The following is a 25638-nucleotide window of genomic DNA, read 5'->3' on the forward strand; positions in this document are numbered from 1 at the left end:
GATATACTGAGGCGAACGCTTGTTAAAGCTTGGACATCTCTTTCGCGCGGGTCATGGTGATATTGTCCTCACCAGTTCCTCGTCTGCTTTTATGTGTTTGCGTTATGGGCCGGTGAACTGAGATGGCGATGAATCAGGGTGTGGTGGACGGGGCGGACTATCGCGAACCCACGCATGGACCGGAAAACCTGCTGCGGCTCGTCGCTCTTTTGTGGCGCAATATCCTGGTCATTCTTTTGAGCGGACTGCTCCTGGCAGCTGCCGCCTTCGGCGTATCGCTGCTCATCCCCAATTATTACACGGCAACGACGCAGATCCTGCTCGATCCGGAAGGCTCCCGGATTCTGGAAAGCGATCTGACCGCTCAGCCGCGCGCGGTCGATTCTCACGTGTTGAACCAGCAATATCTGCTGACATCGAATGAGCTTCTGACCCGGGTCGTCGAAAAGGAAAATCTACAGAATGATCCGGAATTCGGCGCATTCAATGCCGAATATACCGACAGCAAGAGCCGCACCCAGTTTGCCGTCGACAGATTGCGTAAGGCCGAGTCCGTCGCGATTGTCGGCAAGAGCTTCATCGTCAACGTCACTGTGAAATCCAGCAGCCCGGAGCAGGCGGCAAAGCTCGCCAATGCTATTGCCGATACCTACCTGGAACTCCGTTCGGAAATGAATGCCGACACACTGAAGCGCACGGGCGGCGGTTTGTCGGCGCAGTTGGAGCAACTGCGCAAGGCGGTGGAGGATGGCGATCGCGCCGTTCAGGCTTACAGAGCGACCCACAACCTCGCCAATGTCGCCGGCCGCCCTGACATCGAGCAGCAGATCTCCGACACCAATGCGGAAATCGCGCGTCTTTCCGGCACGATTGCAGAGAACGAAGCACTGGTCTCCGAACTGAGACAGGCCCGTAACGACCGGCAATATCTCCGATCGGTACCCGATTCCTCGCTCACCCCATCGATCATTTCGCTGAGAGCACGTTACCAGCAAAGCCAGGAGGAGCAGGCCGTTCTTGCGACCTCGCTCGGCGCGCAGCATCCAGCGCTTCAGGCCGCCAGGGCAAGAACCCAGTCGCTTGCCACCATCCTGGACGACCAACTCCGCAATTTCTCCACTACGACATCACGCAATCTCGACCGGCTGAAAAATCAACTGGCCCTTCTGCAGGCCAATCTCGATCGACTGACCCGCGCTCAAAACGGCGAAGAAAGCACGATGGTGCAACTGCGCGAGCTTCAGCGAAAGCTTGACAGCGATCGTGCCGTCTATGAATCCTTCCTGCTGCGAACCCGTCAGCTTTCCGAACAGCAGGGCACGCCGACGGAGAACTCGCGGATCATCTCGGTTGCCGAGGCACCTCTTCAGAAGGCTGGTCCGCCGAGAACCTTGATCGCCACCGGTGCCGGACTATTTGGCATGATCCTGGCGGCCGGCATTCTGGTGCTGCGCGACCAGTTCGGTGGACGGAACACAACGATCGCTGCCACTAATCCCTCGGTCGTCAGTCGCTTCAAGAGGACGAAGCCTGAAACGCCTGCAGTCGCGCCGCCTGTAGAGGAGGTTCAGGCAGTGCAATCGCCACCGGTTTCAACAATTGCGCCTGTTGCCGCGTCTGGGCCAGCCCTTGGGCCAACGCCTCCCGTTTCAGCTATGATCATCCCGGCCAAGCGCAGCCGCGCTCTTCTGGCCAACGAAAAGGAAGACTATGCGGGGCTCGTGAAGGAACTGTGCGCTTCCGTTCCTTTAGGCCAGGGATACGCGGTGCTGGTCACTTCCGTCGGTCCGCAAAATCGCGCCTCCCATACCGCATTCAATCTGGCCCATGCTGCTGCCCGTCTGGGAAGACGCGTGCTGTTGGCCGATGGAGCAAGTCGTGACCCGGCATTGACGCGCCTGCTATTGGATGTGCCCACGTCCATGGTGGACAAGGCTGCTGGGCAAGATGGCGGGCACGGCGGGATCATCGATTTCGAGGACGCGTCGTTGATGAAATTCCTGCCCGCTGGCGCCGACCTCCAGGCGCATCTCTCCGGGAAAATGGTGAGTGAGGAAAACGAGGCTTTCGATCTTATCGTCGTCGATGGCGGTATCGCCGACGCGCATCCGGTGTCTGCGCCGATTGCCAGGATGGTCGATGAGGTTGTGCTCATGCAAAATGAGGAGGATGCCGGAAGCACTGTTCTCTCACTGGTGGCTCTCGAAGAAGGTGGGCTCAAGCAGGCGCGGGTGGTCCGTCAAGACCGTACCGGCCTGCATTATTGAGGCCCGGCCTTGGCAGACAATAGGCATCCGGTGGTGAAGCGCATCCCATTCTGGAACAAGCGCCTCGGAGCGACGGGGCTCAGCATTCTCTTCAATACGGGACTTCGCGGATCGACGCTCGTTCTGCGCTTTGCGCTGTCATTCTACATCGTTAAGTTCATGGGACTGGAGGCCGCAGGCATTTATGGCCTGGCGCTCGGCGTTGTCACCACCGCACCGGCAATCCTTGGATGGGGCCTCAACTACTTCATCGCCCGCGATGTCAGTGGTAAATCGAACGGCGTGACCGGCGCTTACATGAAGTCGCGACTTGCGGTGACGATTGCTTCTCTGTCGCTGATGACGCTGCTGGCGGTCGTGGCGGCCTTTACCCTGGATTATCCGGTCAAACCTCTTTACGTCGTCATTCTGATCATCGTGTGGCTGGAGACGATCTCCTGCGACATTCATATGCCGCTGATCTCGAAGGAAATGGCGAGCGCGGCAAACATGCTCTTCTTCTTGCGAACGACATCCTGGGTTTTACCCGTGATTGCTCTGGGGCTCGCTTTCCCGACGTTCCGCAACATCGAGACGGTGTTCGTGGGCTGGTCGCTGGGCTACCTTGGTATGTTTGCCGGCCTGTTTTACTTCCTGCGCCACTGGCCGCTCGCGCGCATCGCCAAAGTACCGGTGCGATACGATTGGATCAAGAGCCGCATGCGCCGGTCTTGGATGATCCATATCAGCGAAATCTGTAATGTCGGGCTTGTCTATGCCGACCGCTATATCGTCTCGCTGTTGCTGACCTTGTCTTTAACGGGGGTCTACACTTTCTACTGGTCGCTGGCGAATGCGTTGCAGACGTTGATTTCGACCGCCGTGCTACAAATCGCCATTCCGAAATTGTTCAAGGCCTATAATGACGGCTCCGCAGAGGAATGGCGCCGGATGATGGTCAGGCAATTTGCCAAGACCGCTATCGCCGGTCTGATCCTCGGTGTGGCAATTTTTGTCGCTGGACGTGTCGTGGTAGAGGTCATGAACATGCCCGCGCTCGCCGAGCACGAGGGTGTTTTTGCGCTGCTGCTGCTGACGGCTGCGGTTCGCGCCTGCACCGATCTCATGGGTTTCGGCATGAGCAGCCTTCGGAAAGACGGTCACTACGCGGTCGTCAATCTCTCGAGCGTCATCATCTCGATCGGCATGAGTTTTCTTCTCATCAGCACGCTCGGTTTCATGGGGGCAGGGCTCGCAGCGCTTGTCTCCGCCCTGATAACGGCCAGTGTTTCGGCCTTCATGTTGTGGCGGGCTTCAAGGAATATTTAAAGCAGTTGATGCCTGCCAGGTTCAGGCAGAGAGGGGATGGGCATGGCAGTCGGTGAACCGCAGAAAACCCTCTTGGGGAAACTCGCAAAGGCGCTTTATCACGCCACGATACACAGTTTGCCGATCAAGCAGGCGACCCAACTCCAGTATTTCCGCTATCACCGGCTCTGGCCCGACATCGACAATCCCAAGACGCTCAACGAACATCTGGTCGCACGCAAGATCGCATGGCGTGAACCCACGGACGATCCACGTCTCATTACGCTGAGTGACAAGATTGCAGTCAAAGCGCATGTCGCCAAGGTGCTTGGCGAGGAATGGGTAACGCCGACGCTTTGGCGGGGTAAGGACCTTAACGATTGCCGCGCCCTTGCCGTTTCCCTATGTGATCAAGGTCAATCACGGGTCGGACCGGAACATCTTCGTCTACGGACCCGACGATCTCGTGGGCGCCAAGGAGAAGTGCGATCTCTGGCTTCAGGGACGCACAGCCTGGCGGCTTGCGGAAGAGTGGTACAACCATATCGAGCCGGAAATCTTCATCGAGCCCTTTATCGGCGAGAATGGCGAAGCGCCGGTGGATTACAAGCTGTTCTGCTTCGAGGATGATATTCCCTGTATTCAGATCGATACGGCACGCTTCAGCGATCATCGTCGCTGCTTCTACGACGAGCATTGGAATAAGTTGCCCTTCGGACATTACTATCCAATGGAGGACAAGGAGTTGCCGCGCCCTCCGCATCTCGATGCCATTCTGGCCGCGGCTCGAACCCTGGCGCAAGGCTTCGAATTCGTTCGGATCGACTTTTACGACAAGCCGTCTGGACCGGTTTTCGGGGAAATGACCTTCTCTCCCACGTCGGGATTTGGCGCCTTCCGTCCACCATCGACGGATGCCTGGCTTGGCACCTTCTGGCGCGATCATCCCAAAGGGCGGTTTTGCACATCTGGGGAGGGGTGATCAGCCTGCCGAAGGAAGATCGTTCGTGTCCGTGCGATCCGGAACAGTGAGAAGCCACGACAGGATGATGCCGCCCAAGAGCCATGCCGTCACGACATAGACGTAGTAGAAGCTTGGGGTGAAGACCGCGTTGAACAGGAACAGGAAGGCGATGTAGCCGCAGGCCACGCGTCGCACGCCAAGGCCGTTGCGTGGCAGGTCCGTGTGCACCCAAAGATGCAGCTTGCCGAAGTAGAAGCCGAAAAGCGTTGCGGCAAAAATGATGCCGGGAATGCCGAAATTGAGATAGGCCTCGCCGAAGAGTGTAGGGCGCAGACCGGCATGGAATTCTGGATCGAGCCCTGCCAGCGTCGTGGTGATGACGCCGGTTCGGTAGTCGTTGCGGAACTCGCTGATGAAGGCTGGAATCAGTGCCGTATAGCCGGCCAGATACGTCATGCCGTGATAGAACTGGCCTTTAAAGCCGCTCAAGATCCATGCGTAGTCGCGAAAATCCGAGAAGTTGTTGCCATAGAAAATCTGGGCGGTCAGGCTGTCGATCAAATCGGGTGCTGCCTCTCCCTCGGCAGACGAGCGCAATATTCCGAGGCCGACAGCCACCAGTATGAAGGCGACGGCGGAAAGGCCAAAGACGACAAGGTTGCGGTATCGATAGGCAATGATGACGCAGATGACGAAGGCAAACAGCGCTTCGATACTGGCGCCGCGCGTGCCGATCATCAAGCCGAGCGCGCTGCAGAAGAGGCCCATGGCAATGAATTTCCGGCCTCCCGTAAAGCCATAGACCAGCAGGCTGATCGCTGTGGTGGGAAGAATGACAGCATAGAGGTTGATGACCGGGCGGATCGAGGGATTCTCGAACGCGAACTCACGCCCCTCGAAGGGTCTGACGCCGAGAGAGAACAGTCCTGCCGTTGCGAGAAGAATGATGAGGAAGGACAGCCAAGCACCGGTTCGTGTTTGCCAGAAAGAGTAACCGCTTTCGATGAAGTCGAAGATGTAGCTTCGGCCTGAACTGAATGTCGCAAGGCCCATGCCGACGATCAAGAAAACGACGCCGATCACCGAGAGAAAGAAGGCTTGGTCAATGTGCTGCCGGATCGCAAAGATTGAGCCCCCAACCACCTCCATATTTTTCTCCGAGCTGGCGAAGATGGGCATGATGAGGATCGGCAGAACGGTGTAACGAAGCCAGAAATAAGAGGATAGCGTCAGCACGCCCCATCGCAAGAAGGAGCTGATATAATAGAGGATGAAGACCAACCAGCCGAGAATGAGGATGAGCCAAGCGAGATTGGACATTTCCAAGCCTTGTTCACGTGCCCGGCTGCAAAAATCGGCCAACTGAACCCGGTTCGGTTCAGGCTACGTTTCGTTGTCCTCACCATGCCCAAAATCTCTTAAGATATTGTTGACCATGTTTGTTGGTCGGGGGCATCGTTTACGCGACTTGGCCCCACAGCGGCTTTTGTCAGGATCTCATCCAGCGTGTCGTAATATCCGGATTGCTCGGCAGTGCCGTCGAATGAACCGATACCCGGGAAAAGCTCGTCACGCCTCTGCCACCATCTCTCCGGACCGATCGAGGCCGCTTTCTCCAGCAATCGGGCAAGCGCTCCAGGCTGCGCGGGATTATAGCACCAGCCGGTTTTTTCGGCTTCGACGATCTCCGGCGTTCCTCCCCTTGTGCTGCCGATGACGGGGACACCATAGACGCCGGCCTCGACGAGAATTCGGCTTTGCGGCTCGTGCCAGAGAGAGGGGACAACGACTGCGTCAGCAATGCGATAGATTTCCTGAGGTGCCACGAAACCGCGAAACTCGACATTGGCCACGGCGCCGAGGCGTTTTATGCAATCTTCCTCGCTCGGGCGACCGCGCCCCCCAACGACCAGACGGGCGTTGCTACCCGCAGGCAAGGCCTTGAAGGCCTCGATCAACTCGGGAACACCCTTTTCCTGGGACAAAGCACCGAGATAGCCGAAGGTGAAAATCTGCCCCGCCGGCTTTGTCCGGCCAACAATGCTTGTATCGAAGGATTGCAGCGGCGTGTTCTTGTTGTGCATGACATGCCAGTCAGCTTCTGCCAGAACACCATTCTCGATGAAACGCTGTTTCACGAAATTGCTGACGGCAATGACCGCCATGCCGTTTCCACGTAATCTCACGCGACGATTGATCAGGCTACAGTCGAAGCAAGGCGTTGCGCAGTTATCACCCCTACGGAACATGCTGGTCTTAGGACAGAGCAGGGCGTAGTCGCGCAGATGCAGACAGATCGGGATCCCTGCGTCATCGGCCGCATGAAAAATCGCAGGCTGCATGTAGGATGAGTTTTGTGCGTAGATGAGATTGAAATTCTCGCGTCTGAAAAATTCGGTTAGCCCTTCCACGCAGAGCGCACCAAACGCGGTGCGAAGATGCCATGCGGCACGGCGAGCGAAATTTGCCGATGGCTTGATATGGCCGGGCAGGTAACTGTTCTTCCAGGGAAGCCGAACCACACGGACATTGTTGGCGAGTCTGGTTTCTCCCGGGGGCGCCAAGGGGTCGCCCACCTTTCCGAGCGCCAGCACGGTAACATCATGTTTCTTGGCAAGCTCGGTCGCTCCAACGCGCGCCGATATCTCAGCGCCTCCCTCCGCTTGGGGAGCAAAAGTCTGCGAGACGATGCAGATTTTCACGCGTTTTCCCCTCGTTCATCGGGAGTGGTTTGTTACAATTGTCCCTAAATCGCAAATAACTCTTTAAATATGTTGAATAAACCTTCCTTGAGAAAGCATGTCTAAAGTCGTTGCATCAATCAAGTGCACTTTATTTCGAAGTCGGGAGGAAGGCGCATTTGAGCAAATCGGTGGCAAGTGCGTGAATTCTGTTTTACAAAATTACTGGGCAACAAGAACAACAACGCCGCGTATATTCACGCCAATGGTGGCCCAAGGGAAGAGACAATGAGGGTTCTGCACGTTTTTGAAACGCTACCGGGTGGCCCTGCGACCTATCTGAGTGAGGTCGTGCCCCATCAAGTGGCGAAATACGGAGCGGGGAATGTCAGGGTGATCGTTCCAGATCGTCAACTGTCTCATGCTCAAAATATTCCATCGTCCTGTATCGCCACATTCAGAAGGAACAGCCGTTACACGTCGCTACCGGCGCTGGCACGTGCTGTCACGGACGAAGTCAGATCCTTTCGCCCGGATGTTGTGCATGCCCATTCGACTTTTGCAGGTCTTGTCGTGCGCTCAGTCGGCGCGGTCAGCCGAAATTTTCCTCCCGTCGTCTACTGTCCGCATGGATGGTCTTTCGACATGGAGACGCTTGGTCCTCTCCGTCCCGTCGCAAGGCTGGGCGAGCGTCTGCTTGCGCCCTTCTGCCAGAAGATCGTTGCGATCTCACAGCACGAATATGACAGAGGGATCGGAGCCGGTATTTCTGCCGACCGGATGGTTGTGATTGAAAATGGTTTGTCGAGGAGCCGGCCAGTCGCGGTTCCTGTGGAGTGGAACGATCCGCGCCTTAAGGTGCTATTCGTCGGACGTCTGGACCGCCAAAAGGGTGTTGATGTGCTTCTGAAAGCCGCTCAGTTGCTTAATGGCGCGGCGGCTGTCAAAGTCATTGGCGCTTACGTCACGACCAAGGAAGAGCAAAAAAGGCCCATTTCTGCTCCTGACAATGTGGAGCTTCTGGGGTGGAAATCGCCCGAGGAGATTGCCGGATACATGAACGCCTGCGACGTGGTGGTCATGCCGTCGCGCTGGGAGGGTTTCGGTCTCGTCGCGGTGGAGGCCATGCGCGCCAAGAAACCGGTCATCGCGTCTGCTGTTGGCGGTCTTCGCTCAATCGTCCGCCATGGGCAAACGGGCTTCCTGGTTCCCGCTGAGGATAGTGACGCACTGGCGCAAACGATCGTCATCTGCGACGCGGCGGGTTGGCGCGAGATGGGGCTTGCGGGATACACGCGTTTTCTCTCTCGCTATCAGAGCGAACGGATGAATGATGAGCTCGTTGGTCTTTATGACGAGGTGACGGGTAAGGAAACCGCCGAGGTGCGTGTCCTCGCATGACCACCTTCATCAATGGGCGCTTCCTGACTCAAACGACGAGCGGGGTTCAGCGTTTTGCCCGCGAGGTCGTCATCGCCCTCGACAAACGATTGTCGGAAAACCCGACGGTGGACAAGTGGGTGCTTTTGGTGCCGGAAGGTGCCACGGAAAGGCTGCCTCTTCGAGCGATTACACAGCGCGCTACCGGTCGGTCTTCCGGGCATGTCTGGGAGCAGACAAGCCTTTACCAAGCAGCCCGGCAGGGCAAGCTCATCAACCTTGGAAACAGCGGTCCCGTCCTTCACCCGCGTGCGGTCACCGTCGTCCACGACGCTATGATTTTCCGCACGCCGGAGAATTTTTCGCGCAAATACCGCTTGGTTCATGGCTTGTTGGGCCGTCTTCTCTCGCGCCGCGGAAAAATCGCGACGGTGTCGGAGTTTTCGAGGCAAGAGCTTGAGAGTGCCTTCGGCGCCAAGGATATCGCGGTCGTTTACAACAGTTCCGAGCACATGGCTGCGGTTGTCAGGGATCAGACGGTCGTGTCGCGATTGGGGCTGGAGGATCAGCCCTATCTGTTGTTTGTCGGCTCGCGTACGCCCAACAAGAACCTCAGACGTGCAATGGAAGCCATCCGGATGATGGGTCCAGCCGCGCCCAAATTCGTTATTGCGGGGGCAGCTGCATCCAGCGTTTTTCAGTCCTACGAGGCGTCCGATCCGAGGGCGAATTCCGGAATCGACAAGGTCGTCTTCACGGGCCGCTTGTCCGATGAGGAGATCGCTGGACTTTACGCTGGAGCGACAGCGCTTCTTTTTCCCAGTCTCTATGAAGGATTTGGCATTCCGCCGCTGGAAGCGATGCTGTTGGGTTGCCCCGTGCTCGCGTCCGACATTCCGCCAACCCGGGAAGTGTGTGGCGACGCAGCATTGTTTTTCGATCCCCATCGACCGGACGACATGGTTCGCGCGATCAACGAGGTTTTGCACAAGCCGGAACATCGTGTGACGATGATCGAGCGTGGTCACCAGCGTGCGCAAGCGTTTTCCTGGGACAGGAGCGCGCGGCACCTTCTTGAAATTGTCGAACAGCTTTAAGTAAAGTTGAAGATACTCAATGTAATAGTCAGCTGCCATAGCGGCAGTTGGAAGAAAGTGATTCCAGTCGATGCGGATTTGTATCGTAGCTCAGACATTCGCGCCCCAGGAAGAGGGTGGTGCGGAGATCGTGGCGCGTATGTGTGCAAAGGAGCTGGCGCGCCATCATGAAGTCTTCGTTCTGTCGCTCGGAATGGCTGGCGACAGCTTGGCGCCGACGGGCGAAACGATGGGTGAAGACGGCATCAGAGTCGTCCGGGTGAATTGGCACAACAGCTACCTGCCTGGACATAAAAAGCCGTTGGTCGGACGGTTCGAGAAAGCACGTTGGCATCTCAAGGCGTCGATGGGCGCTGTTTCGGCCAAGGAGATTAAGGCGATATTCGTGCGGGAACGGGTGGACCTTGTCTACGCGCACAATTCAGCACGCATGCAGCCGGCACTCTTCGAGGCCAGTCGACAACTGAACATCCCTTTCTGCATCCATCTGCATGATTACGCGCTGATCTGTCCAAAATCGAGCATGTTCAGCGCCGGCGGAAATTGCGATACCGCGTGCTTAAAATGCCGTGTTCTGACATCGAGGCTGAAGTCGGATGGCGAGGGGATGACGGCGATTGCGGTCAGCGCGGCCCTGAAACAGACCTATCTTCGGGCCGGGGTTCTCACCAAAGCGGAATGGCATGTGCTGAGAAACGAGAACCTTCGCGAGGATAAGCTCCATAAGCCTTTTGTCGGACGAGACAGCGCCCGAAGCGAGATCTTTACCTTCGGCTATCTCGGTGCTCTATCGGAAGAAAAGGGTATTGAAGATCTCATCCGCGCTTTCGTCGACATGCCAAACCGACAGTCTGCCAAGCTTATTATCGCGGGTCGAGGCCGCGAAGATTATGTCCGTCACCTGCAGTCCATCGCCGATGGCGCGCCAATCACCTTTATGGGTTTTACACCGCCGGAGAACGTTTACGGAGTGGCGGATGCTGTTGTTCTACCTTCTCGCTGGCGCGAGCCTCAAAGCCTCATCCTGATCGAGGCGGCGGTTTATGGCGTGCCGCTGATCGCTACAAATCTCGGTGGCACACCTGAGATCGTGCAGGATATGAGAACGGGCTGGTGCTACGATCCGAGCGTAGCTGGTGCACTCACAGAAGCGATGGAAAAGGCGCTGAGGATCGGCCATGGACATTGGTGGGCTGAGCGCGACCACCTTTTCCCCGGCATTCGAAACTTCAAAGGCACAGCTGAAGCATCACGCTATTATGAAAGATTGAACGGACTTCTTATCGAAGCTCAGAGACAAGATCGTCTCCATCTGCAAGCTCTATAAAATAGTCGTCTGGGAAACTTGTAGTCTCTTTAGAGTTTATTTAGCCGATTGTCCGATTTTGCTTCCACTCCATGGATGGGACTAGGGGAATTGAACATGAACGCCGGCTTTTCTTCAGGCAATATGTCTTTGTCTATGCAGCAGGCATCTGTCGACTATCCGGTTACGTTTGCGAACACAGTCGGTCTTTTCAAGCCCGCGGACGTTGTCTTGCGCGGCGAGGGTACCGACGTGGCGGTTCTATTCGTCAGTTCATGGGGCTTTGAAGAATTGTGCGCACGTAAATTCTGGCGATTGCTTGCCGGCGATCTCGCAGCGCGTGGTCTGCCAAGCATGCGCTTCGACTATCCCGGAACAGGTGACGCAATTGACCCGGTCGATGACGACAACGGTCTCGATTTATGGCTCGACAGCATTCGCGCCGCGGCATCCAAGCTGCGGGAATTGTCACAGGCCCGCCACTTGATCCTCGTCGGCCATGGCCTTGGCGCGCTGCTGGCCTGGAAAGCTGCTGAGACGATGGAGAATGTGGTTGGTCTTGCGCTGGCCGCTCCCGCATTGTCCGGACGTCACTGGCTTCGAGAATTCGTGGCGTTGAGTCGTGTCGCCAATCCAGACGCCTTGCAGCACAGGACGCCTGCATCCGGCCCTGCCATGGGGGAGCAGATCTTTCCTGACTCTTTGGCTGCAAGCCTTCGCACCGTGACCTTATCAGCTTCCACCCGTGCTCCCGCACCCAGTATTCTTCTCTTGAAGCAGGAAAACCGTCCGGCAGACGAGCAATTTGCAAACCATCTTGCCGCTCTCGATGTCGAGCTTCGCGCCCAAGTCTTTCCCGACTACAACAAGTTCGTTCGGGACGTGCTTTTCTCGGTTCCGTCTGTCAGAGCCATTGAGACGCTTGCTGGTTGGGCTGCTGACGTTGCGGCAAAGCACGGCGACAGAAACAACACGCTGCGCCAAGACGGCTTTTCCGAACTTCTGATTCCTCAGAGGTTGAAGGGACGTGGATTTCAGGAGCGCCCTGTCCGGTTCGGCAATCACCAGCGACTCTATGGTATTATGTGTAAACCGCTTGGTCAGCGACAAGGTGCAACAGTCATCGTCGCTCCAACGGGCTATGAGCGTATGTCGGGCTGGGGCCGCATATCAGCCCAGATGTGCAGAGAACTTGCCCGCCAAGGCATCGCGTCGCTTCGCTTCGATGGAGCCAATGTTGCCGATAGTCCTCCCGCTGAGGGCGCGCCAGATCAGATTCTCTATCATGCCAGCCAGTTGGCCGATGTCCGGGCTGCTGTCGATTTTCTCGAAGCGGAGAACCATCTTCCCGTAGTCGTGACGGGACGTTGCAGCGGCGCGTGGGTCGCCTTTAAAAGCGCGATAAAGGACCCGCGGATCAAAGGTTGCGTGCCGGTCAACATCTATGATCTTTATATTCCAGACGAGGTGGATGTGAACCTGTTTCTCCGCTCAACCCGTCAGTCGCTCTCTGGATATGGCACCAAGTTCATGAGCGGGGCGCTCTGGAAGCGTGTGATGCGGGGTGACGTGCGCGTGGTAAGCGCGCTCTGCAATCTATCCAAGGCGTTCCTGGGGAAGGCGTTTTCCTTTCTTACTCCGCTGTCGGTTAAGTACCCTTATTTTTCCGATCGTGCCCGTTCGCTCTCAAGCGACTTCGGCAAGCTCGCCGCAAACGATACGAAGGTCACTCTGATCTACTCTGAGGGAGATGCCGGTTTCGGCATGCTTGAGCGCAATTTTTGTGGGCGCGGGCGTCTTTTGAGGGGGCCATACGGCAACCCTAAGATCGTCACCATTCCGAGGGCCGATCACAACCTCACCACTGCCGAGGCTCGTGAGGCTTGGACGCAAGAGGTGAGCACCGTCGCCCTTCAACTGCAGCCCAAGCATTAAGATCTGTTGCACCCTCCGCGACGGAAAGCTGTCACCGTACGGCTTTCATCCTTGACGTAGCCTCAAAAGAAAAGCGCGCCATCTGATTCAAATTCAGATGACGCGCTCATTGTTTTCAATGGTGAGTATCAAGCCTGTTCGAAAACGCCGTGGCAGTGCTTGTACTTCTTGCCGGATCCACAGGGGCAGGCCTCGTTGCGGCCGACCTTGCCCCATGTGGACGGATCGTTTGGATTGCGCTGTTCCGGTGGCACATAGACGTCGCTATTGCCCGCGGATGCGGCGGCAAATTCATCCTCACCGGTGAGCGGGTCGAGATGATGCGCCGTCATTTCCGGCAGTTCGGCCGGTGGTGGCGGATCGCGCATCAGTTCAACACGCATCAACTGGGCTGTAACCGCTTCGCGCAGATTGGCAAGCAAGGCCTGGAAGAGTTCGAAGGCTTCCGCCTTGTATTCCTGAAGCGGATCGCGCTGCGCATAGCCTCGGAAGCCGACGACGGAACGCAGGTGATCGAGGTTGACGATGTGCTCGCGCCACAGGTGATCGATCGTCTGCAGAATGACCGAGCGTTCGACGTAGGTCATCACTTCGGGACCGAAACGTTCGGCCTTATCTGCCATGACCTTGTCGGCAGCCTCTGTAATGCGCTGAAGAATATCGTCCTCAGCAATACCCTCTTCCTTGGCCCAATCATCGAGCGGCAGATCCAAGTTGAGAGACTGCTGAACGCCAGCCTTCAGGCCTTCGATATCCCACTGTTCCGCATAGGCATTTCCAGGGATGTGCTTGCCGACGAGAGCTTCGATCACTTCGTTGCGCATGTCCGCTGCGGTTTCACCGATATTATCGGCTTCCATCAGTTCGAGGCGTTGTTCGAAGATGACCTTACGCTGATCGTTCAAAACGTCGTCGTATTTCAGCAGGTTCTTACGCGTTTCGAAATTGCGGGCTTCCACCTTCTTCTGCGCACGTTCCAGAGCCTTGTTGATCCACGGATGGACGATGGCTTCGCCTTCCTTCAGGCCGAGCTTCTGCAGCATCGAATCCATACGGTCGGAGCCAAAGATGCGCATCAGGTCGTCTTGGAGCGACAGGTAGAACTTTGAACGACCGGGGTCGCCCTGGCGACCGGAACGGCCGCGCAGCTGATTGTCGATACGGCGGCTTTCGTGGCGCTCGGTGGCGATGACGTAAAGACCGCCACCGGCAAGCGCCTTTTCCTTCAACACCTTGATCTCGTCGCGGATCGCCTGTTCCTTAGCGTCACGCTCTGGTCCTGGCTCCATGCCTTCCAGCTCGCGCTCAAGGCGCATATCGACGTTACCGCCAAGCTGAATATCCGTGCCGCGGCCTGCCATGTTGGTGGCAATGGTCACAGCGCCGGGAACGCCTGCCTGCGAGACGATATAGGCTTCCTGCTCGTGATAGCGGGCGTTCAGAACCTGGAAGTTCTCAAAGCCTGTCTGGCGCAGCATGGTGGCGAGCAGTTCGGACTTTTCGATCGAGGTCGTGCCGACGAGAACCGGCTGATTGCGCTCATGCGCTGCACGGATCTCTTCGATGATCGCCTTGAACTTTTCTTCGCCGGTCCGGTAAACCTCGTCGTCTTCGTCGATACGCTGGATCGGCAGGTTGGTCGGGACCTCCACGACGTCGAGGCCGTAGATGTTGTTGAATTCTTCCGCTTCCGTCGAGGCCGTACCCGTCATGCCCGCAAGCTTGGTGTACATGCGGAAATAGTTCTGGAAGGTGACGGAGGACAGCGTCTGGTTTTCCGGCTGGATCTGCACCTTCTCCTTGGCTTCAAGCGCCTGGTGCTGACCTTCGGAGTAACGGCGGCCCGGCATCATACGGCCGGTAAATTCGTCGATGATGACGATCTCGCCATTGCGGACGATGTAGTCCTTGTCGCGCTGGAAGAGCTTGTGGGCCTTCAGAGCGTTGTTGATGTGGTGAACGATCGCAACGTTCTCGACGTCATAGAGCGATTCACCCTTGAGAAGGCCTGCCTGGCGCAGAAGATTTTCGAGCTTCTCGGTGCCCTCTTCGGAGAAGTTTGCGGAGCGCTGCTTCTCGTCGATTTCATAATCGTCTGGCGTCAGCATCGGGATGAAGGCATCGATCGTGTTGTAGAGATCGGAGCGGTCATCCAGCGGACCGGAAATGATCAGCGGCGTGCGCGCTTCGTCGACGAGAATGGAGTCGACTTCGTCCACGATGGCGTAGTTATGGCCGCGCTGGACCATCTGCGCCTTGTCATACTTCATGTTATCGCGAAGATAATCGAAGCCAAGCTCGTTGTTCGTCGCATAGGTGATGTCGCAGGCATAAGCTGCGCGACGCTCGTCGTCGTCCAGACCATGCACGATGACGCCAGTGGTCAGGCCGAGGAAGCCGTAGAGGCGTCCCATGATGCTGGCGTCGCGCTTGGCGAGGTAATCGTTGACCGTCACGACATGCACGCCCTTGCCGGCAAGTGCATTCAGATAAACGGCAAGGGTTGCCACCAGCGTCTTACCTTCACCCGTCTTCATTTCGGCGATGGCGCCCTGGTGCAGGATCATACCGCCGGTCAGCTGAACGTCGAAGGGACGCATGCCGAGTACGCGGCGCGAGGCCTCACGCGCAACGGCGAAGGCGGGGATCAGCAGGCTGTCGAGCGTCTTGCCTTCGGCAAGTTGCTGACGGAATTCCACTGTCTTTGCGGCAAGCGCTTCATCCGAGAGCGCCTTCATCTCATCTTCGAGCGCGCCGATGGCTGCAATATTGGTGCGATAGGAACGAACGCGGCGATCGTTTGACGAGCCAAACAATTTGCGGGCGATACCGCCGAGACTGACCATCCAACTGGCCCTTTCTGAAATTTCGTTTCGTCGGGCGCTTTAAGCGTCATCGGCAATAACGCACAAATGACGGACGACACCCCGAAACGCATCTGGACGCGAGATTGCGTGACAGATAAGAGGGGGGGCAAATGATGTCAACGGTTCTGCCCGTTACAGAATGGCCACATTCCGGTGTTTGGAAGTTTTTTCAGCCGGAAAACCACGTCTGGAGCCGGCTTTGTCTCCGAAAGGTTCAATATGTTGCGCTACAATAGAATCGCCGCTGCCGTGATCGTGGCCGGTCTTGGTCTTCACTTCCCTGCTTTCGCAGCGGAAGACGCCGTGGTGGCCACGGTTGGCGATCTCGAGATTCGTCAGTCGGAACTCGATCTGGCCATGAGCAATCTCGACTCCCAGCTGGCCCAGCTTCCAGATGAGCAGAAGAAGGTTGCCGCTCTTTCCAGCGCGATCGAAGTGAAGCTGCTGGTTGAGGGCGCGACTGCCGAAGGTTTGGACAAGACCGACGACTTCAAGAAGCGCCTGAACTTCATCTCCGACCGCGAATTGCACAACGCCTATTTCCGCAAGCACGTGGCTGACGCCATCACCGACGCCGAGGTGAAGGCCCGTTACGACAAGGAAGTCGCCGCACTTCCGAAGGAAGAAGAAGTCAAGGCTGCCCACATTCTGGTTGCGACGGAAGAAGAAGCCAAGGACGTGATCAAGCAGCTCGATGCCGGCAAGGATTTTGCCGAATTGGCAAAGGAAAAGTCGACCGACTCCAACAAGGACGACGGCGGCGATCTCGGCTGGTTTGGCAAGGGCCGCATGGTTCCGGAATTCGAGGAAGCCGCCTTCAAGCTGGAGAAGGGCACCTACACCAAGGAGCCGGTCAAATCGCAGTTCGGCTTCCATGTGATCAAGGTCGAAGACAAGCGTATTTCGCCTCCGCCAGCGTTCGATCAGGTCGAGCCGCAGGTTCGCCAGCTTGTCATGCGCGACAAGTATATGGATCTTATCAAGAAGGCTAAGGCCGAACAGAAGATCGATATCAAGGACGAGACGCTCCGCAAGGAATATGACGAAGTCAATAAGGCACAAGACGCTCAGCCGCAGCAGTAAGTGCCTCACACATAATAAGGGCGGCGCTGAGCCGCCCTTTTCTCACTTTCAGCTTATCTTCTCAACGCAGGTCGATTTCCATGTCCGCTGCCGTCTCCCCCCTTGCTCCAAAATCCTATCCTGAGATGCCCGTCATCCGCGGTGTGCGCATGGCGACGGCTGCCGCTGGCATCAAGTACAAGAACCGAACCGACGTTCTCTTGATGGTGTTTGACGAACCGGCCACCGTTGCGGGTGTGTTCACCAAGTCCCGTTGTCCGTCCGCGCCCGTCGACTATTGCCGAGCCAACCTTCCGGGCGGCATTGCGCGAGCCGTCGTGGTCAATTCCGGAAACGCAAACGCCTTCACCGGACAAAAAGGCAAGGCCGCGACCGACCTCACGGGCAAATCCGCCGCAGCTGCTGTCGGATGCAGCGAACGAGAAGTCTTCCTGGCGTCCACCGGTGTGATCGGCGAGCCGCTCGATGCCTCGAAATTTGCCGGCGTTCTCGACCAGATGAATACCGATGCCAAGGGTGATTTCTGGCTCGAGGCCGCAAAGGCCATTATGACCACGGACACCTATCCAAAGGTCGCTACCCGCACCGCCGAGATCGGCGGCGTCAAGGTCACGATCAATGGTATCGCCAAGGGCGCTGGCATGATTGCACCCGATATGGCGACCATGCTTTCTTATGTCGTCACTGACGCCGACATTGCGTCGCTTGCCTTGCAGGCGCTTCTTTCCGCAGGCGTCGGCCCGACCTTCAACTCCGTGACGGTCGACAGCGATACATCGACTTCTGATACCCTGATGCTGTTTGCCACCGGCGCTGCAGCAGCCGAAGGTCAGGCGCGTATTGAAAATGCCGATGACGCGAAGCTCGAAGGCTTTCGCGCTGCCCTCAACGATCTTCTGAGAGATCTCGCTCTTCAGGTCGTGCGTGACGGCGAAGGGGCGCGCAAGATGGTGGAGGTCACGGTCACTGGCGCTGAAAGCGATGCTGCTGCCAAGAAGATTGCGCTTTCCATCGCCAACTCTCCGCTGGTGAAAACCGCAGTTGCCGGAGAAGATGCCAATTGGGGTCGCATCGTCATGGCCGTCGGTAAATCCGGCGAGCTTGCCGATCGTGATCGGCTCGCCATCTCGTTTGGACATGTGCGCGTTGCCGTCAATGGTGAACGCGACCCGGCCTATTCCGAAGCGGAGGCCAGTTCGGTGATGAAGCAGCAGGATATTCCGGTGAAGGTGGATATCGGGCTCGGCAATGGCAAGGCAACAGTTTGGACTTGCGATCTCACCAAGGAATATGTCGAAATCAACGGCGACTACCGGAGCTAAACGGTGGAGGCCAAACCTATGCATAGCAGTGCCGTCAATTTGCCGCTCGTTCGCCGTCTGGAGGCGGTGAGCTTTCGTGCCTGGCCGGCATCGTCGGTCATCTATGACGGCAGTTGGCAGATCCGGCTGACGGGCTCGCATCCCTCCAAGCGCATCAACTGCGTCGTGCCCCTGGACCCATCCGATTACGGCAATTGCGGTGTTCGGCTTGAAAAGGCGCGCAGACGATTCGAGGATTTCGGCAGACCGCTGATCATTCGCGAAACAACGCTTATGCCTTCAGAATTGAGGGCTCATCTCTACGATAATGGCTGGACTGTTTTCGAAGAGGTGAAGGTGATGACGGCTGACCTCGTCCATGCCGAATTGCCTGAGACCATGGCCCATCTTCCCACTCATGACATCGGCCGGTTCGTTGAAGCGAGTCTCAAGGTGGGCAATGAAGACCCATCCCTTCGCTCGCCGATTGCCGAGATCGTCAGTTCGATCAAGCCCAATCTCGGCCTCTTCATCAAGGAAGAGGTGGAGGGTGATCCGCACGCCACCGTTATCTGCGTTCAGGACAATGATCTCGCAGGTCTTCTGTCGCTCGAAGTGGCGAGTGCAGCGCGCCGCAAAGGCGTGGGCCGCGAAATTCTGACCTCTGCACTGCGTTGGGCCCGGATCAGCGGCGCAAAGACCGCCTGGCTGCAGGTCGTCTCGACCAATGTGCCGGCGCTCGCTCTTTATGAGACGTTCGGTTTCGAAGAGGCCTATACCTATCGCTATTGGGGCAAGGACGACGCTTGATGGATGAGCCGCTCAAGAAGATCCTGCTGGTTGCGGCCTGTGCCCTCGTGGATCAGGATGGGCGGATACTTTTGGCCCAGAGACCCGAGGGCAAGTCGCTTGCTGGGCTCTGGGAGTTTCCCGGCGGCAAGGTGGAGCAGGGCGAAACGCCTGAAGAGACATTGGTGCGTGAACTGAACGAAGAGCTGGGCATCACCACCAAGATTGCCTGCCTCGCACCGCTCACCTTTGCCAGCCACACCTACGAGACGTTTCATCTCTTAATGCCGCTGTATGTCTGCCGTCGCTATGAAGGCATACCGCATGGCCGGGAAGGGCAGACCGTCAAATGGGTCAGGCCGCAGGCGTTGCGCGATTACCCTATGCCGCCCGCCGACGAGCCTCTCATTCCTTATCTTCAGGACCTCCTCTAAAATTCCTGTGATAAGACTGAAAATCGGTCCTTTTCAACAGGCCTATGCGTCCTGAAACGGCACGCCGTTAACCGATCGTTTAGCAAGCTCTGGCAAATTGCAGTGCTGAAGATTTGGTAAATGGCGCGTAGTGAGGCCGAGTATGAATGAGGATTTCTGGAAGACCGTTGAAGACCGCCAGTCTTATTCCGCCAAGTCACGCCGGATAGGCGTTTTGAACGTTGCGCTTCTGTTTGGTATGGTGGCCATTGCGCTTTCGCTGATCGTAACACCGATGCTGGCTGGCAAGACCTCACCGGCCCGCTTTGCGCAGGTGCCGGACAATATCGATATGATCAGCACTGGTTCGATCAAGCGCGGCGACCAGCCATCAACTTACAGCATTCGCCGCAGCATCACGCAGCCGATGCCGGGCTCCGTCTGCATTGTCGATGGATATTCCAGCGGTCGCGACTGCTGAGAAGCCGTCAGAGCATCAGCCCTGAACGCGGAACCGATATCGCGAAGCGCGATGCGTAGATGCGACCGAAGACAGGGCGTCTCATGATCTGCTAGATGCGTGAGATGATTTAACCGTCTCTTCGGTAATTTCACATCGTTTCATGTCGTTCGCAACGTCTCGTAGAAATGCTACGGACGCGGTAACGAAATCGACACCTCCTCGGCGCATCCTTGGACGCATGTTGATTTCGAGGCGATTATATTGCGTCTGTCCGGCAGGGATTTGCGATTTGTACGGGAAACATAATATCTGGCGTTACTTTCGTAATTTTGCAGCTGACAAGCGCGGCGCGACCGCGGTTGAATATGGTCTTCTGATCGGCATCATCGGCGGCGCCTTGATCCTTGGGCTGACAAATGTGCGCGACGGTCTTCTGGGTGTCTTCACCGCGGTTGTCAACGCGCTGAACAGCGCGATGTTATCCTGACGGCCAGTCCGTTTAATGTACGGAGAAACCCGTTCTCAGGAGCTTTTCGCCTTTAGCGCATCCGCAAGCCTGACATTGGCCGAACCTGGTTTCAGCGGCTTCTGCTGGCTTTCATGCGGTGCCCAGCCGGACATGTAGATGATGGAGAAGGTCGCCCTGATCCGACCGTCCGGATCGCTGTACCGTTCCGCGTAAAGCTCTGCTGCACGCATGAAGAAGCGGCGGGTAAGCGGAGTGCGGCTGCGGCCCATAAGCGGGTTTGCCATTCCCATGGCGCGCAGGTCTCGCATCAAAGGGAAGATGGAATCGTAGCGCACCGTATAGGTTTCCGTATCCGTGACCGGCAAGGCAAATCCGGCGCGCTGCAAGAGCGCACCGATATCGCGCACATCGGCAAAGGGGATGACGCGTGGGCTTGCGCCGCCAAGCAGTTCCACCTCTGTCGCCAGAAGAACGTCGCGAAGTTCCTGCAGCGTGCCGCTGCCGGGAAGGGCGGCCAGAAACAGGCCATCCGGCTTGAGCGCCTTGCGGATCTGGATCAGCGTTCCCGGTGTGTCATTGGTCAAATGCAAAGACAATGGCGAGATAACGAGATTGGCGGATGCAGGATCTAGCGCTAAATCTTCAAGGGATGCGACCTTCGCCTCCGCCTCACGGCCAAGAAAATCCTCACTGGTCTCGATGCGGGTCATCGAGCCCACCTTGCCTGTCTCCATGACCCGACGAGCGGTAACGCCCGTTGCGCCGTGAAGCTCGATTGCTGCATCGAAATGCCGCTCGACAATGGCAATCCGGTCGGCAATTTCGTCTGCCGCTATATCCAGCAGAAAATGAGCCTGGCGATCTCCGAGCTGCCATGCGCGCTCGCGATGTCGTTTGATGAGATCGGGGTCGAAGAGAATGTCCATTGGCGAACCTGTCATAACTTTGCTGTCGCAAAGGCACCCCTTTCCCCCTATTGTCAAGCGAAGGGGTGCAAGGGGAAGGCGATGGTTTCAAGGCAGATTGTCGTGCAGCCTCTGCATTGGTTGCTTAGAGGTGTCAGTAACCTGATCTACCCGCCGGCCTGTGCCGGCTGTGGTCGCGCTACAGGTGGCGCCGGGGCCTTCTGTGTTCAATGCTGGCCAGAGATAAAATTCATCGAGCGGCCCTATTGCGAGGTTTTGGGCATTCCATTTGTCTATGACCACGATGAAGGGATGGTCAGCGCCGAAGCGATATCCAATCCACCGAGCTTCGATCGCCTCAGATCCGCGACAATTTACGACGGGCCAGCCCGCAAGTTGGTCCACCAATTAAAGTATCAGGACCGTACGGATCTCGCGGGCCTGATGGCGTTATGGATGGCGCGGGCAGGCGGCGCAGCGCTTAGCGAATGCGATTGCATTATTCCCGTTCCGCTTCACCGCTGGCGATTTTTCTCGCGTCGTTTCAATCAGTCCGCCGAGCTCGCGCGCCATCTCGCGGAGATTGCCAACAAGCCTTTCCTTCCGGCAACTCTGATCAGGGTGAAGTCGACCAGCCGTCAGGTCGGCCTCTCGGCCGTTGCGCGTAGGAAAAATGTCCAAGGTGCCTTTGCGCTTTCGCCCGCGCGGGAGGGCGAGATTTTTGGCAAACGCGTGGTGCTTGTCGATGATGTCTACACCACTGGCGCGACAGTCTCGGCGGCCGCGAAGCGGCTCAAAAAATCCGGCGCGGCGGAAGTCACTGTTTTGACCTTTGCAATGGCCATATCCGGGCCTATATGACATGCCAACTTCGTGCTCCACGCAGATTTAGAGGTTCAGATATATGGCATCCGTTACGATCTATACGCGCGATTTCTGCGGCTATTGCGCCCGCGCCAAGGCTCTGCTGCAAAGCAAGAACGTGAACTTCACCGAATATAATGCGACGGAAAACCCGCAGTACCGTCAGGAGATGATGGACAAGTCCGGTCGCAACACCTTTCCGCAAATCTTTATCGGTGAGCAGCATGTCGGTGGCTGCGACGACCTTCATGCGCTTGATCGGGACGGAAAGCTCGATCCGCTTCTTGCTGCATAACAGCAGATCATTTGAAATGGACATTGGGAAGAGAGACATGAGTTTCAAGGCCGCCGCAATCCAGATGTGCTCGGGAACCGATCCCAAGCGAAACGCCGAAGCGATGGAAAAGCTCGTCCGCGAGGCGGTCGCGCAAGGCGCCGTCTATGTGCAGACGCCGGAGATGACGGGCGCTTTGCAGCGCGACCGTGCCGCACTTCAGGCCGTTTTGAAAGACGAGACTTGCGACATCATCGTTGCAACCGCGGCGAAGCTTGCGCGGGAACTCGGGGTTTATGTCCATGTCGGCTCGACGGCAATTGCGCGCCCCGACGGCAAGATCGCCAATCGTGGTTTTCTCTTCGCACCGGACGGCGACCGCATCTGCACCTATGACAAGATTCACATGTTCGATGTCGATCTCGACAATGGCGAAAGCTGGCGCGAAAGCGCCACCTACCAGCCGGGTGAAGCGGCACGCATTGCGGAATTGCCTCTGGCGACCTTCGGCTTTGCCATCTGCTACGATGTGCGTTTCCCTTCGCTCTTCCGGGCTGAAGCCGTCGCAGGCGCGCAGGTCCTGACGGTTCCCGCGGCCTTCACCAAGCAGACGGGCGAAGCGCATTGGGAAATTCTTCTGCGTGCCCGCGCGATCGAGAATGGTGCCTTTGTCATTGCCGCGGCGCAAGGCGGCCAGCATGAGGATGGCCGTGAGACCTTCGGGCATTCCATGATCATCGATCCATGGGGCAAGGTTCTGGCGGCTGCCGGAGGTGTTGGCGAAGAGATCATCGTTGCCGATATCGATCCCGCACAGGTCTCTGCCGTTCGAGGCAAGATTCCAAATCTGAAGAACGCGCGTGATTTTCAACTCGATACCGTGGCCTCCAGTGCGGCTTCCCGGAGTGCACTTGCTTGATACGCTACTCGCTGACCTGTGAACATGCGCATGCCTTTGAGGGATGGTTCTCGGGCAGCGCCGATTTCGACAGCCAAGTCGAACGCGGGCTCATCAGCTGTCCGGTTTGCAATTCGCAAGCCATCAGCAAGACATTGATGGCGCCTTCCGTCTCGACGGGACGGAAGAAGGACGCCATGCGCACACTCGCCATGGATACGGCGCAAAAGGAAGTTCTGACGAAGATCAAGGAAGCGGTCGCCGCAATTCGCGCTAATGCCGAGGATGTTGGCGACAAGTTTGCCGAAGAGGCGCGCAAGATCCATTATGGCGAAGTAGAAGAGCGCGGCATTATCGGTCAAGCGTCGCTTGAGGACGCCAGAGCACTGCTTGAAGAGGGGATTGAGGTTGCACCTCTTCCCGTTCTTCCTGACGACGTGAATTGATAGTCTGCCGAGTAATCGCCGTCGGTGGCATGCCAATGGCGATTTCCATGTTCCCGGTGCATACATATTAAGTACGCTGCGCTCCGGTTCTCGAAATCACCATTTTCGGCATGCCAACCGGAATTCTGAACAGCCTGAGAGGCCGTAAGTTACGCGGGTCGCTTCGCCAGCATCATGTAGTTGACATCCATGTCGGGAGACAGGTTCCACCTGTCCTGCAGGACATTATAGAAAACCCCCGTGCGGTGGATGATATCCAGACCGTTGGCGGTCAAAGGACGTTCCAGCTCGTCCGGGCGAACGAGCTTTTCATATTGATGCGTCCCGCGGGGAAGCCACTTCAAGACATTTTCGGCGGCGAAAATGGCAAGCGCACGGGCCTTCAGCGTTCTGTTGATCGTTGCGGCAAACATCAGTCCGCCGGGGCGGACCATCTGCGCGCAGGTGGTCAGGAAGAGGTTTACGTCGGCAACGTGCTCGACCACTTCCATGTTCAGGATCACGTCGAAGGTTTCGCCCGCTGCCTGCAACTGTTCGGCAGTGACAGCGCGATAATCGACCTGAACGCCGCTCTCGCGTGCGTGGGTGGACGCAATGCCGATGTTCTTTTCGGATGGATCGGCGCCAACCATCTCGGCGCCCATGCGCGCCATCGGCTCTGACAAGAGACCCCCGCCGCAGCCGATGTCTAGAAAGCGAAGGCCTTCCAGCGGGCGATGTGCCTTCGGGTCGCGCCCGAAGTTTTCACACACGCGGTTGCGAATATATTCGAGCCGGACAGGGTTGAATTTGTGCAGCGGGCGGAATTTCCCGGTTGGGCTCCACCACTCTGCAGCCATGGCAGAGAAACGATCCACTTCGCTCTGGTCGATCGTCGTTTTCGCGGTCTCGCTCATGGTGTTCTCCTGAATGCTTCTAGCCTGAAGTCGGATGATTGGGTGGTGAAGTCAAGGGTCGGGTCTTCATGGACGATGTATTCGGCCGCGGTCCATCGACGCAAGGAACTGTTTTAGCGGAGTTTTCGTTTCATGCTGCGTTCAGCAAGTGGAGCGTATTTTTCCCATACTGATTGCCGAGATCGGTGACCCGGCCTTTGCTTGAGGAGAAAAAAGTGAAGAAGAAAATATTTGGTGCGATTGCGCTTCTGGCGCTCATGGCCGCGCCAGCGCTCGCTGAGGCGGCAACGCGCGGATTTGCCACCGCCAATGTCAATATGCGCTCCGGCCCGAGTACCGCCTATCCTGCGGTCGTGGTGATTCCGAACGGGGCACCGCTGACCATCCACGGTTGCCTCTCCGACACGCCATGGTGTGACGTTTCGTTCAGCTATGGACGAGGCTGGGTGGCCGGTCGATACATCCAGGCGCTCTACCGTCAGAACCGTGTCTATGTCGAGCCGCGCTACTATCGCGACCTCGGCGTTCCGATCATCACCTTCGAGGTGGGCCGCTATTGGGACCGCTATTATCGCGACCGCGACTTCTATCGCGAGCGCGACCGTTGGCGCCGCCCGCCACCGGCAGGTGGCTACTGGAACGCACCACCGCCATGGGCCGATCGCGATCGCCCCCGTCCGCCGCGGGAAGAGTGGCGCGACCGGCGTGGTCCCGGCCCAAATGATGGGCGCTGGGAAGAGCGTTACGGCAACTGGGATCAGGCCGACCGTGACCGTCGCGAGCGCGAGCAGCAACGGATGGAGCGAGACAGAGAGCGTGAGCGCGACAGGGACCGCCCCCGTTGGGAGCGCGACCGTGACCGAGATGGTGAACGCAATCGCAACTGGAACGATGGCGAGCGCCAACGGCGCTGGCAGGAGCAGCAACAGGAGCCGTCCAATCAGGGTGGCATGTGGTGCCGCCCAGGCGATCGCAACTGCGAAGGTCGTTAAAACTGAAAAGCAAGACGGTGAGACCGCTGTGCGTCCTTTTGGACGCACAGCGGTCTATCTT

The 25638-nt window shown here is 57.4% G+C and carries 23 protein-coding genes; 18 read left to right on the plus strand and 5 right to left on the minus strand.

Going from position 1 to position 25638, the window contains the following annotated elements:
- The first annotated feature begins 122 nt into the window (after positions 1-122).
- The 3 genes from QE435_RS06340 to QE435_RS06350 all read left to right on the plus strand — a co-directional run bounded on the left by QE435_RS06340 (position 123) and on the right by QE435_RS06350 (position 4536).
- Entirely contained in the window at positions 123-2267 is a 2145-nt protein-coding gene (locus QE435_RS06340; protein ID WP_349040652.1) for a Wzz/FepE/Etk N-terminal domain-containing protein, read from the plus strand.
- 9 nt (positions 2268-2276) lie between these two features.
- Positions 2277-3575, plus strand: coding sequence for an oligosaccharide flippase family protein (locus QE435_RS06345; protein ID WP_349040653.1), 1299 nt, complete (start codon positions 2277-2279; stop codon positions 3573-3575).
- 370 nt (positions 3576-3945) lie between these two features.
- Positions 3946-4536, plus strand: a complete 591-nt coding sequence (locus QE435_RS06350) for an ATP-grasp fold amidoligase family protein (RefSeq protein ID WP_349040654.1) — start codon at positions 3946-3948, stop codon at positions 4534-4536.
- Here QE435_RS06350 and QE435_RS06355 read toward each other — a convergent pair whose 3' ends face one another.
- Both QE435_RS06355 and QE435_RS06360 read right to left on the minus strand, forming a co-directional pair.
- On the minus strand, positions 4537-5838 hold the full coding sequence (locus tag QE435_RS06355; RefSeq protein ID WP_349040655.1) for an O-antigen polymerase: 1302 nt from the start codon (positions 5836-5838) through the stop codon (positions 4537-4539).
- 98 nt (positions 5839-5936) lie between these two features.
- Complete coding sequence (locus QE435_RS06360; RefSeq protein WP_349040656.1) at positions 5937-7220, minus strand: glycosyltransferase; 1284 nt, start codon at positions 7218-7220, stop codon at positions 5937-5939.
- Between the two features lie 267 nt (positions 7221-7487).
- Between QE435_RS06360 and QE435_RS06365 the strand changes: the two genes are divergently transcribed.
- The 4 genes from QE435_RS06365 (at position 7488) to QE435_RS06380 (ending at position 12917) form a co-directional block, all read left to right on the plus strand.
- A complete protein-coding gene (locus QE435_RS06365; RefSeq protein ID WP_349040657.1) occupies positions 7488-8600 on the plus strand; it encodes a glycosyltransferase in 1113 nt (370 codons plus the stop codon).
- Positions 8597-9676: a glycosyltransferase family 1 protein gene (locus QE435_RS06370; protein WP_349040658.1), complete on the plus strand. Its 1080-nt coding sequence runs from the start codon at positions 8597-8599 to the stop codon at positions 9674-9676. Before QE435_RS06365 ends, QE435_RS06370 begins: the two co-directional genes overlap by 4 nt.
- Before the next feature lie 70 nt (positions 9677-9746).
- Positions 9747-11003, plus strand: a complete 1257-nt coding sequence (locus tag QE435_RS06375; protein ID WP_349040659.1) for a glycosyltransferase — start codon at positions 9747-9749, stop codon at positions 11001-11003.
- 96 nt (positions 11004-11099) lie between these two features.
- Positions 11100-12917, plus strand: coding sequence for an alpha/beta fold hydrolase (locus QE435_RS06380; protein WP_349040660.1), 1818 nt, complete (start codon positions 11100-11102; stop codon positions 12915-12917).
- A gap of 128 nt (positions 12918-13045) precedes the next feature.
- Here the strand turns inward: QE435_RS06380 and secA are convergent, their stop codons facing one another.
- Positions 13046-15763 carry a preprotein translocase subunit SecA gene (gene secA, locus QE435_RS06385; RefSeq protein WP_349040661.1) on the minus strand — a complete coding sequence of 906 codons (2718 nt, stop codon included), beginning with the start codon at positions 15761-15763 and terminating at the stop codon, positions 13046-13048.
- Positions 15764-16003: 240 nt separating this feature from the next.
- On the opposite strand from secA, the gene QE435_RS06390 reads away from it, so the two are divergent.
- The 6 genes from QE435_RS06390 (at position 16004) to QE435_RS06415 (ending at position 20320) form a co-directional block, all read left to right on the plus strand.
- The gene (locus tag QE435_RS06390; RefSeq protein ID WP_306928462.1) at positions 16004-16867 is read left to right on the plus strand and encodes a peptidylprolyl isomerase; all 864 of its coding nucleotides are present in this window, start codon (positions 16004-16006) and stop codon (positions 16865-16867) included.
- An 80-nt stretch (positions 16868-16947) separates the two neighbouring features.
- Positions 16948-18189: a bifunctional glutamate N-acetyltransferase/amino-acid acetyltransferase ArgJ gene (argJ, locus tag QE435_RS06395; RefSeq protein WP_349040662.1), complete on the plus strand. Its 1242-nt coding sequence runs from the start codon at positions 16948-16950 to the stop codon at positions 18187-18189.
- An 18-nt stretch (positions 18190-18207) separates the two neighbouring features.
- Complete coding sequence (locus QE435_RS06400; RefSeq protein WP_349040663.1) at positions 18208-18978, plus strand: GNAT family N-acetyltransferase; 771 nt, start codon at positions 18208-18210, stop codon at positions 18976-18978.
- Positions 18978-19391: an 8-oxo-dGTP diphosphatase MutT gene (mutT, locus tag QE435_RS06405; RefSeq protein ID WP_306928457.1), complete on the plus strand. Its 414-nt coding sequence runs from the start codon at positions 18978-18980 to the stop codon at positions 19389-19391. The genes QE435_RS06400 and mutT overlap by 1 nt, the downstream gene beginning before the upstream one ends.
- Positions 19392-19533: 142 nt before the next feature.
- On the plus strand, positions 19534-19851 hold the full coding sequence (locus tag QE435_RS06410) for a hypothetical protein (RefSeq protein ID WP_306928455.1): 318 nt from the start codon (positions 19534-19536) through the stop codon (positions 19849-19851).
- 271 nt (positions 19852-20122) lie between these two features.
- A complete protein-coding gene (locus QE435_RS06415) occupies positions 20123-20320 on the plus strand; it encodes a Flp family type IVb pilin (RefSeq protein WP_349040664.1) in 198 nt (65 codons plus the stop codon).
- Between the two features lie 35 nt (positions 20321-20355).
- Here QE435_RS06415 and QE435_RS06420 read toward each other — a convergent pair whose 3' ends face one another.
- Entirely contained in the window at positions 20356-21228 is an 873-nt protein-coding gene (locus QE435_RS06420; protein WP_349040665.1) for a methyltransferase domain-containing protein, read from the minus strand.
- 81 nt (positions 21229-21309) lie between these two features.
- Here QE435_RS06420 and QE435_RS06425 point away from each other — a divergent pair, with 81 nt between their 5' ends.
- The 4 genes from QE435_RS06425 to QE435_RS06440 are packed head-to-tail and all read left to right on the plus strand — an operon-like array spanning position 21310 to position 23689.
- Positions 21310-22068: a ComF family protein gene (locus tag QE435_RS06425; protein ID WP_349041143.1), complete on the plus strand. Its 759-nt coding sequence runs from the start codon at positions 21310-21312 to the stop codon at positions 22066-22068.
- Positions 22069-22111: 43 nt separating this feature from the next.
- Positions 22112-22366: a glutaredoxin 3 gene (gene grxC, locus QE435_RS06430; protein WP_062423982.1), complete on the plus strand. Its 255-nt coding sequence runs from the start codon at positions 22112-22114 to the stop codon at positions 22364-22366.
- 37 nt (positions 22367-22403) lie between these two features.
- The gene (locus QE435_RS06435) at positions 22404-23264 is read left to right on the plus strand and encodes a carbon-nitrogen hydrolase family protein (protein ID WP_349040666.1); all 861 of its coding nucleotides are present in this window, start codon (positions 22404-22406) and stop codon (positions 23262-23264) included.
- Entirely contained in the window at positions 23261-23689 is a 429-nt protein-coding gene (locus tag QE435_RS06440; RefSeq protein ID WP_306928448.1) for a DUF1178 family protein, read from the plus strand. Before QE435_RS06435 ends, QE435_RS06440 begins: the two co-directional genes overlap by 4 nt.
- Before the next feature lie 149 nt (positions 23690-23838).
- Here the strand turns inward: QE435_RS06440 and ubiG are convergent, their stop codons facing one another.
- Positions 23839-24585 carry a bifunctional 2-polyprenyl-6-hydroxyphenol methylase/3-demethylubiquinol 3-O-methyltransferase UbiG gene (ubiG, locus tag QE435_RS06445; RefSeq protein WP_349040667.1) on the minus strand — a complete coding sequence of 249 codons (747 nt, stop codon included), beginning with the start codon at positions 24583-24585 and terminating at the stop codon, positions 23839-23841.
- A gap of 215 nt (positions 24586-24800) precedes the next feature.
- Here ubiG and QE435_RS06450 point away from each other — a divergent pair, with 215 nt between their 5' ends.
- A complete protein-coding gene (locus QE435_RS06450; protein WP_349040668.1) occupies positions 24801-25577 on the plus strand; it encodes an SH3 domain-containing protein in 777 nt (258 codons plus the stop codon).
- Positions 25578-25638: the final 61 nt, after the last annotated feature.

This window comes from Agrobacterium sp. SORGH_AS 787, from assembly GCF_030819035.1.
Lineage (GTDB): Bacteria > Pseudomonadota > Alphaproteobacteria > Rhizobiales > Rhizobiaceae > Agrobacterium > Agrobacterium larrymoorei_B.

Coding starts and splice junctions, on each gene's coding strand:
- QE435_RS06340 (WP_349040652.1), top strand. CDS start 123: ATGGCGATGAATCAGGGTGTGGTGGACGGGGCGGACTATCGCGAACCC.
- QE435_RS06355 (WP_349040655.1), bottom strand. CDS start 5,838: ATGTCCAATCTCGCTTGGCTCATCCTCATTCTCGGCTGGTTGGTCTTC.
- QE435_RS06365 (WP_349040657.1), top strand. CDS start 7,488: ATGAGGGTTCTGCACGTTTTTGAAACGCTACCGGGTGGCCCTGCGACC.
- QE435_RS06370 (WP_349040658.1), top strand. CDS start 8,597: ATGACCACCTTCATCAATGGGCGCTTCCTGACTCAAACGACGAGCGGG.
- QE435_RS06375 (WP_349040659.1), top strand. CDS start 9,747: ATGCGGATTTGTATCGTAGCTCAGACATTCGCGCCCCAGGAAGAGGGT.
- QE435_RS06380 (WP_349040660.1), top strand. CDS start 11,100: ATGAACGCCGGCTTTTCTTCAGGCAATATGTCTTTGTCTATGCAGCAG.
- secA (WP_349040661.1), bottom strand. CDS start 15,763: ATGGTCAGTCTCGGCGGTATCGCCCGCAAATTGTTTGGCTCGTCAAAC.
- QE435_RS06390 (WP_306928462.1), top strand. CDS start 16,004: ATGTTGCGCTACAATAGAATCGCCGCTGCCGTGATCGTGGCCGGTCTT.
- argJ (WP_349040662.1), top strand. CDS start 16,948: ATGTCCGCTGCCGTCTCCCCCCTTGCTCCAAAATCCTATCCTGAGATG.
- QE435_RS06400 (WP_349040663.1), top strand. CDS start 18,208: ATGCATAGCAGTGCCGTCAATTTGCCGCTCGTTCGCCGTCTGGAGGCG.
- mutT (WP_306928457.1), top strand. CDS start 18,978: ATGGATGAGCCGCTCAAGAAGATCCTGCTGGTTGCGGCCTGTGCCCTC.
- QE435_RS06410 (WP_306928455.1), top strand. CDS start 19,534: ATGAATGAGGATTTCTGGAAGACCGTTGAAGACCGCCAGTCTTATTCC.
- QE435_RS06420 (WP_349040665.1), bottom strand. CDS start 21,228: ATGGACATTCTCTTCGACCCCGATCTCATCAAACGACATCGCGAGCGC.
- QE435_RS06425 (WP_349041143.1), top strand. CDS start 21,310: ATGGTTTCAAGGCAGATTGTCGTGCAGCCTCTGCATTGGTTGCTTAGA.
- grxC (WP_062423982.1), top strand. CDS start 22,112: ATGGCATCCGTTACGATCTATACGCGCGATTTCTGCGGCTATTGCGCC.
- QE435_RS06435 (WP_349040666.1), top strand. CDS start 22,404: ATGAGTTTCAAGGCCGCCGCAATCCAGATGTGCTCGGGAACCGATCCC.
- ubiG (WP_349040667.1), bottom strand. CDS start 24,585: ATGAGCGAGACCGCGAAAACGACGATCGACCAGAGCGAAGTGGATCGT.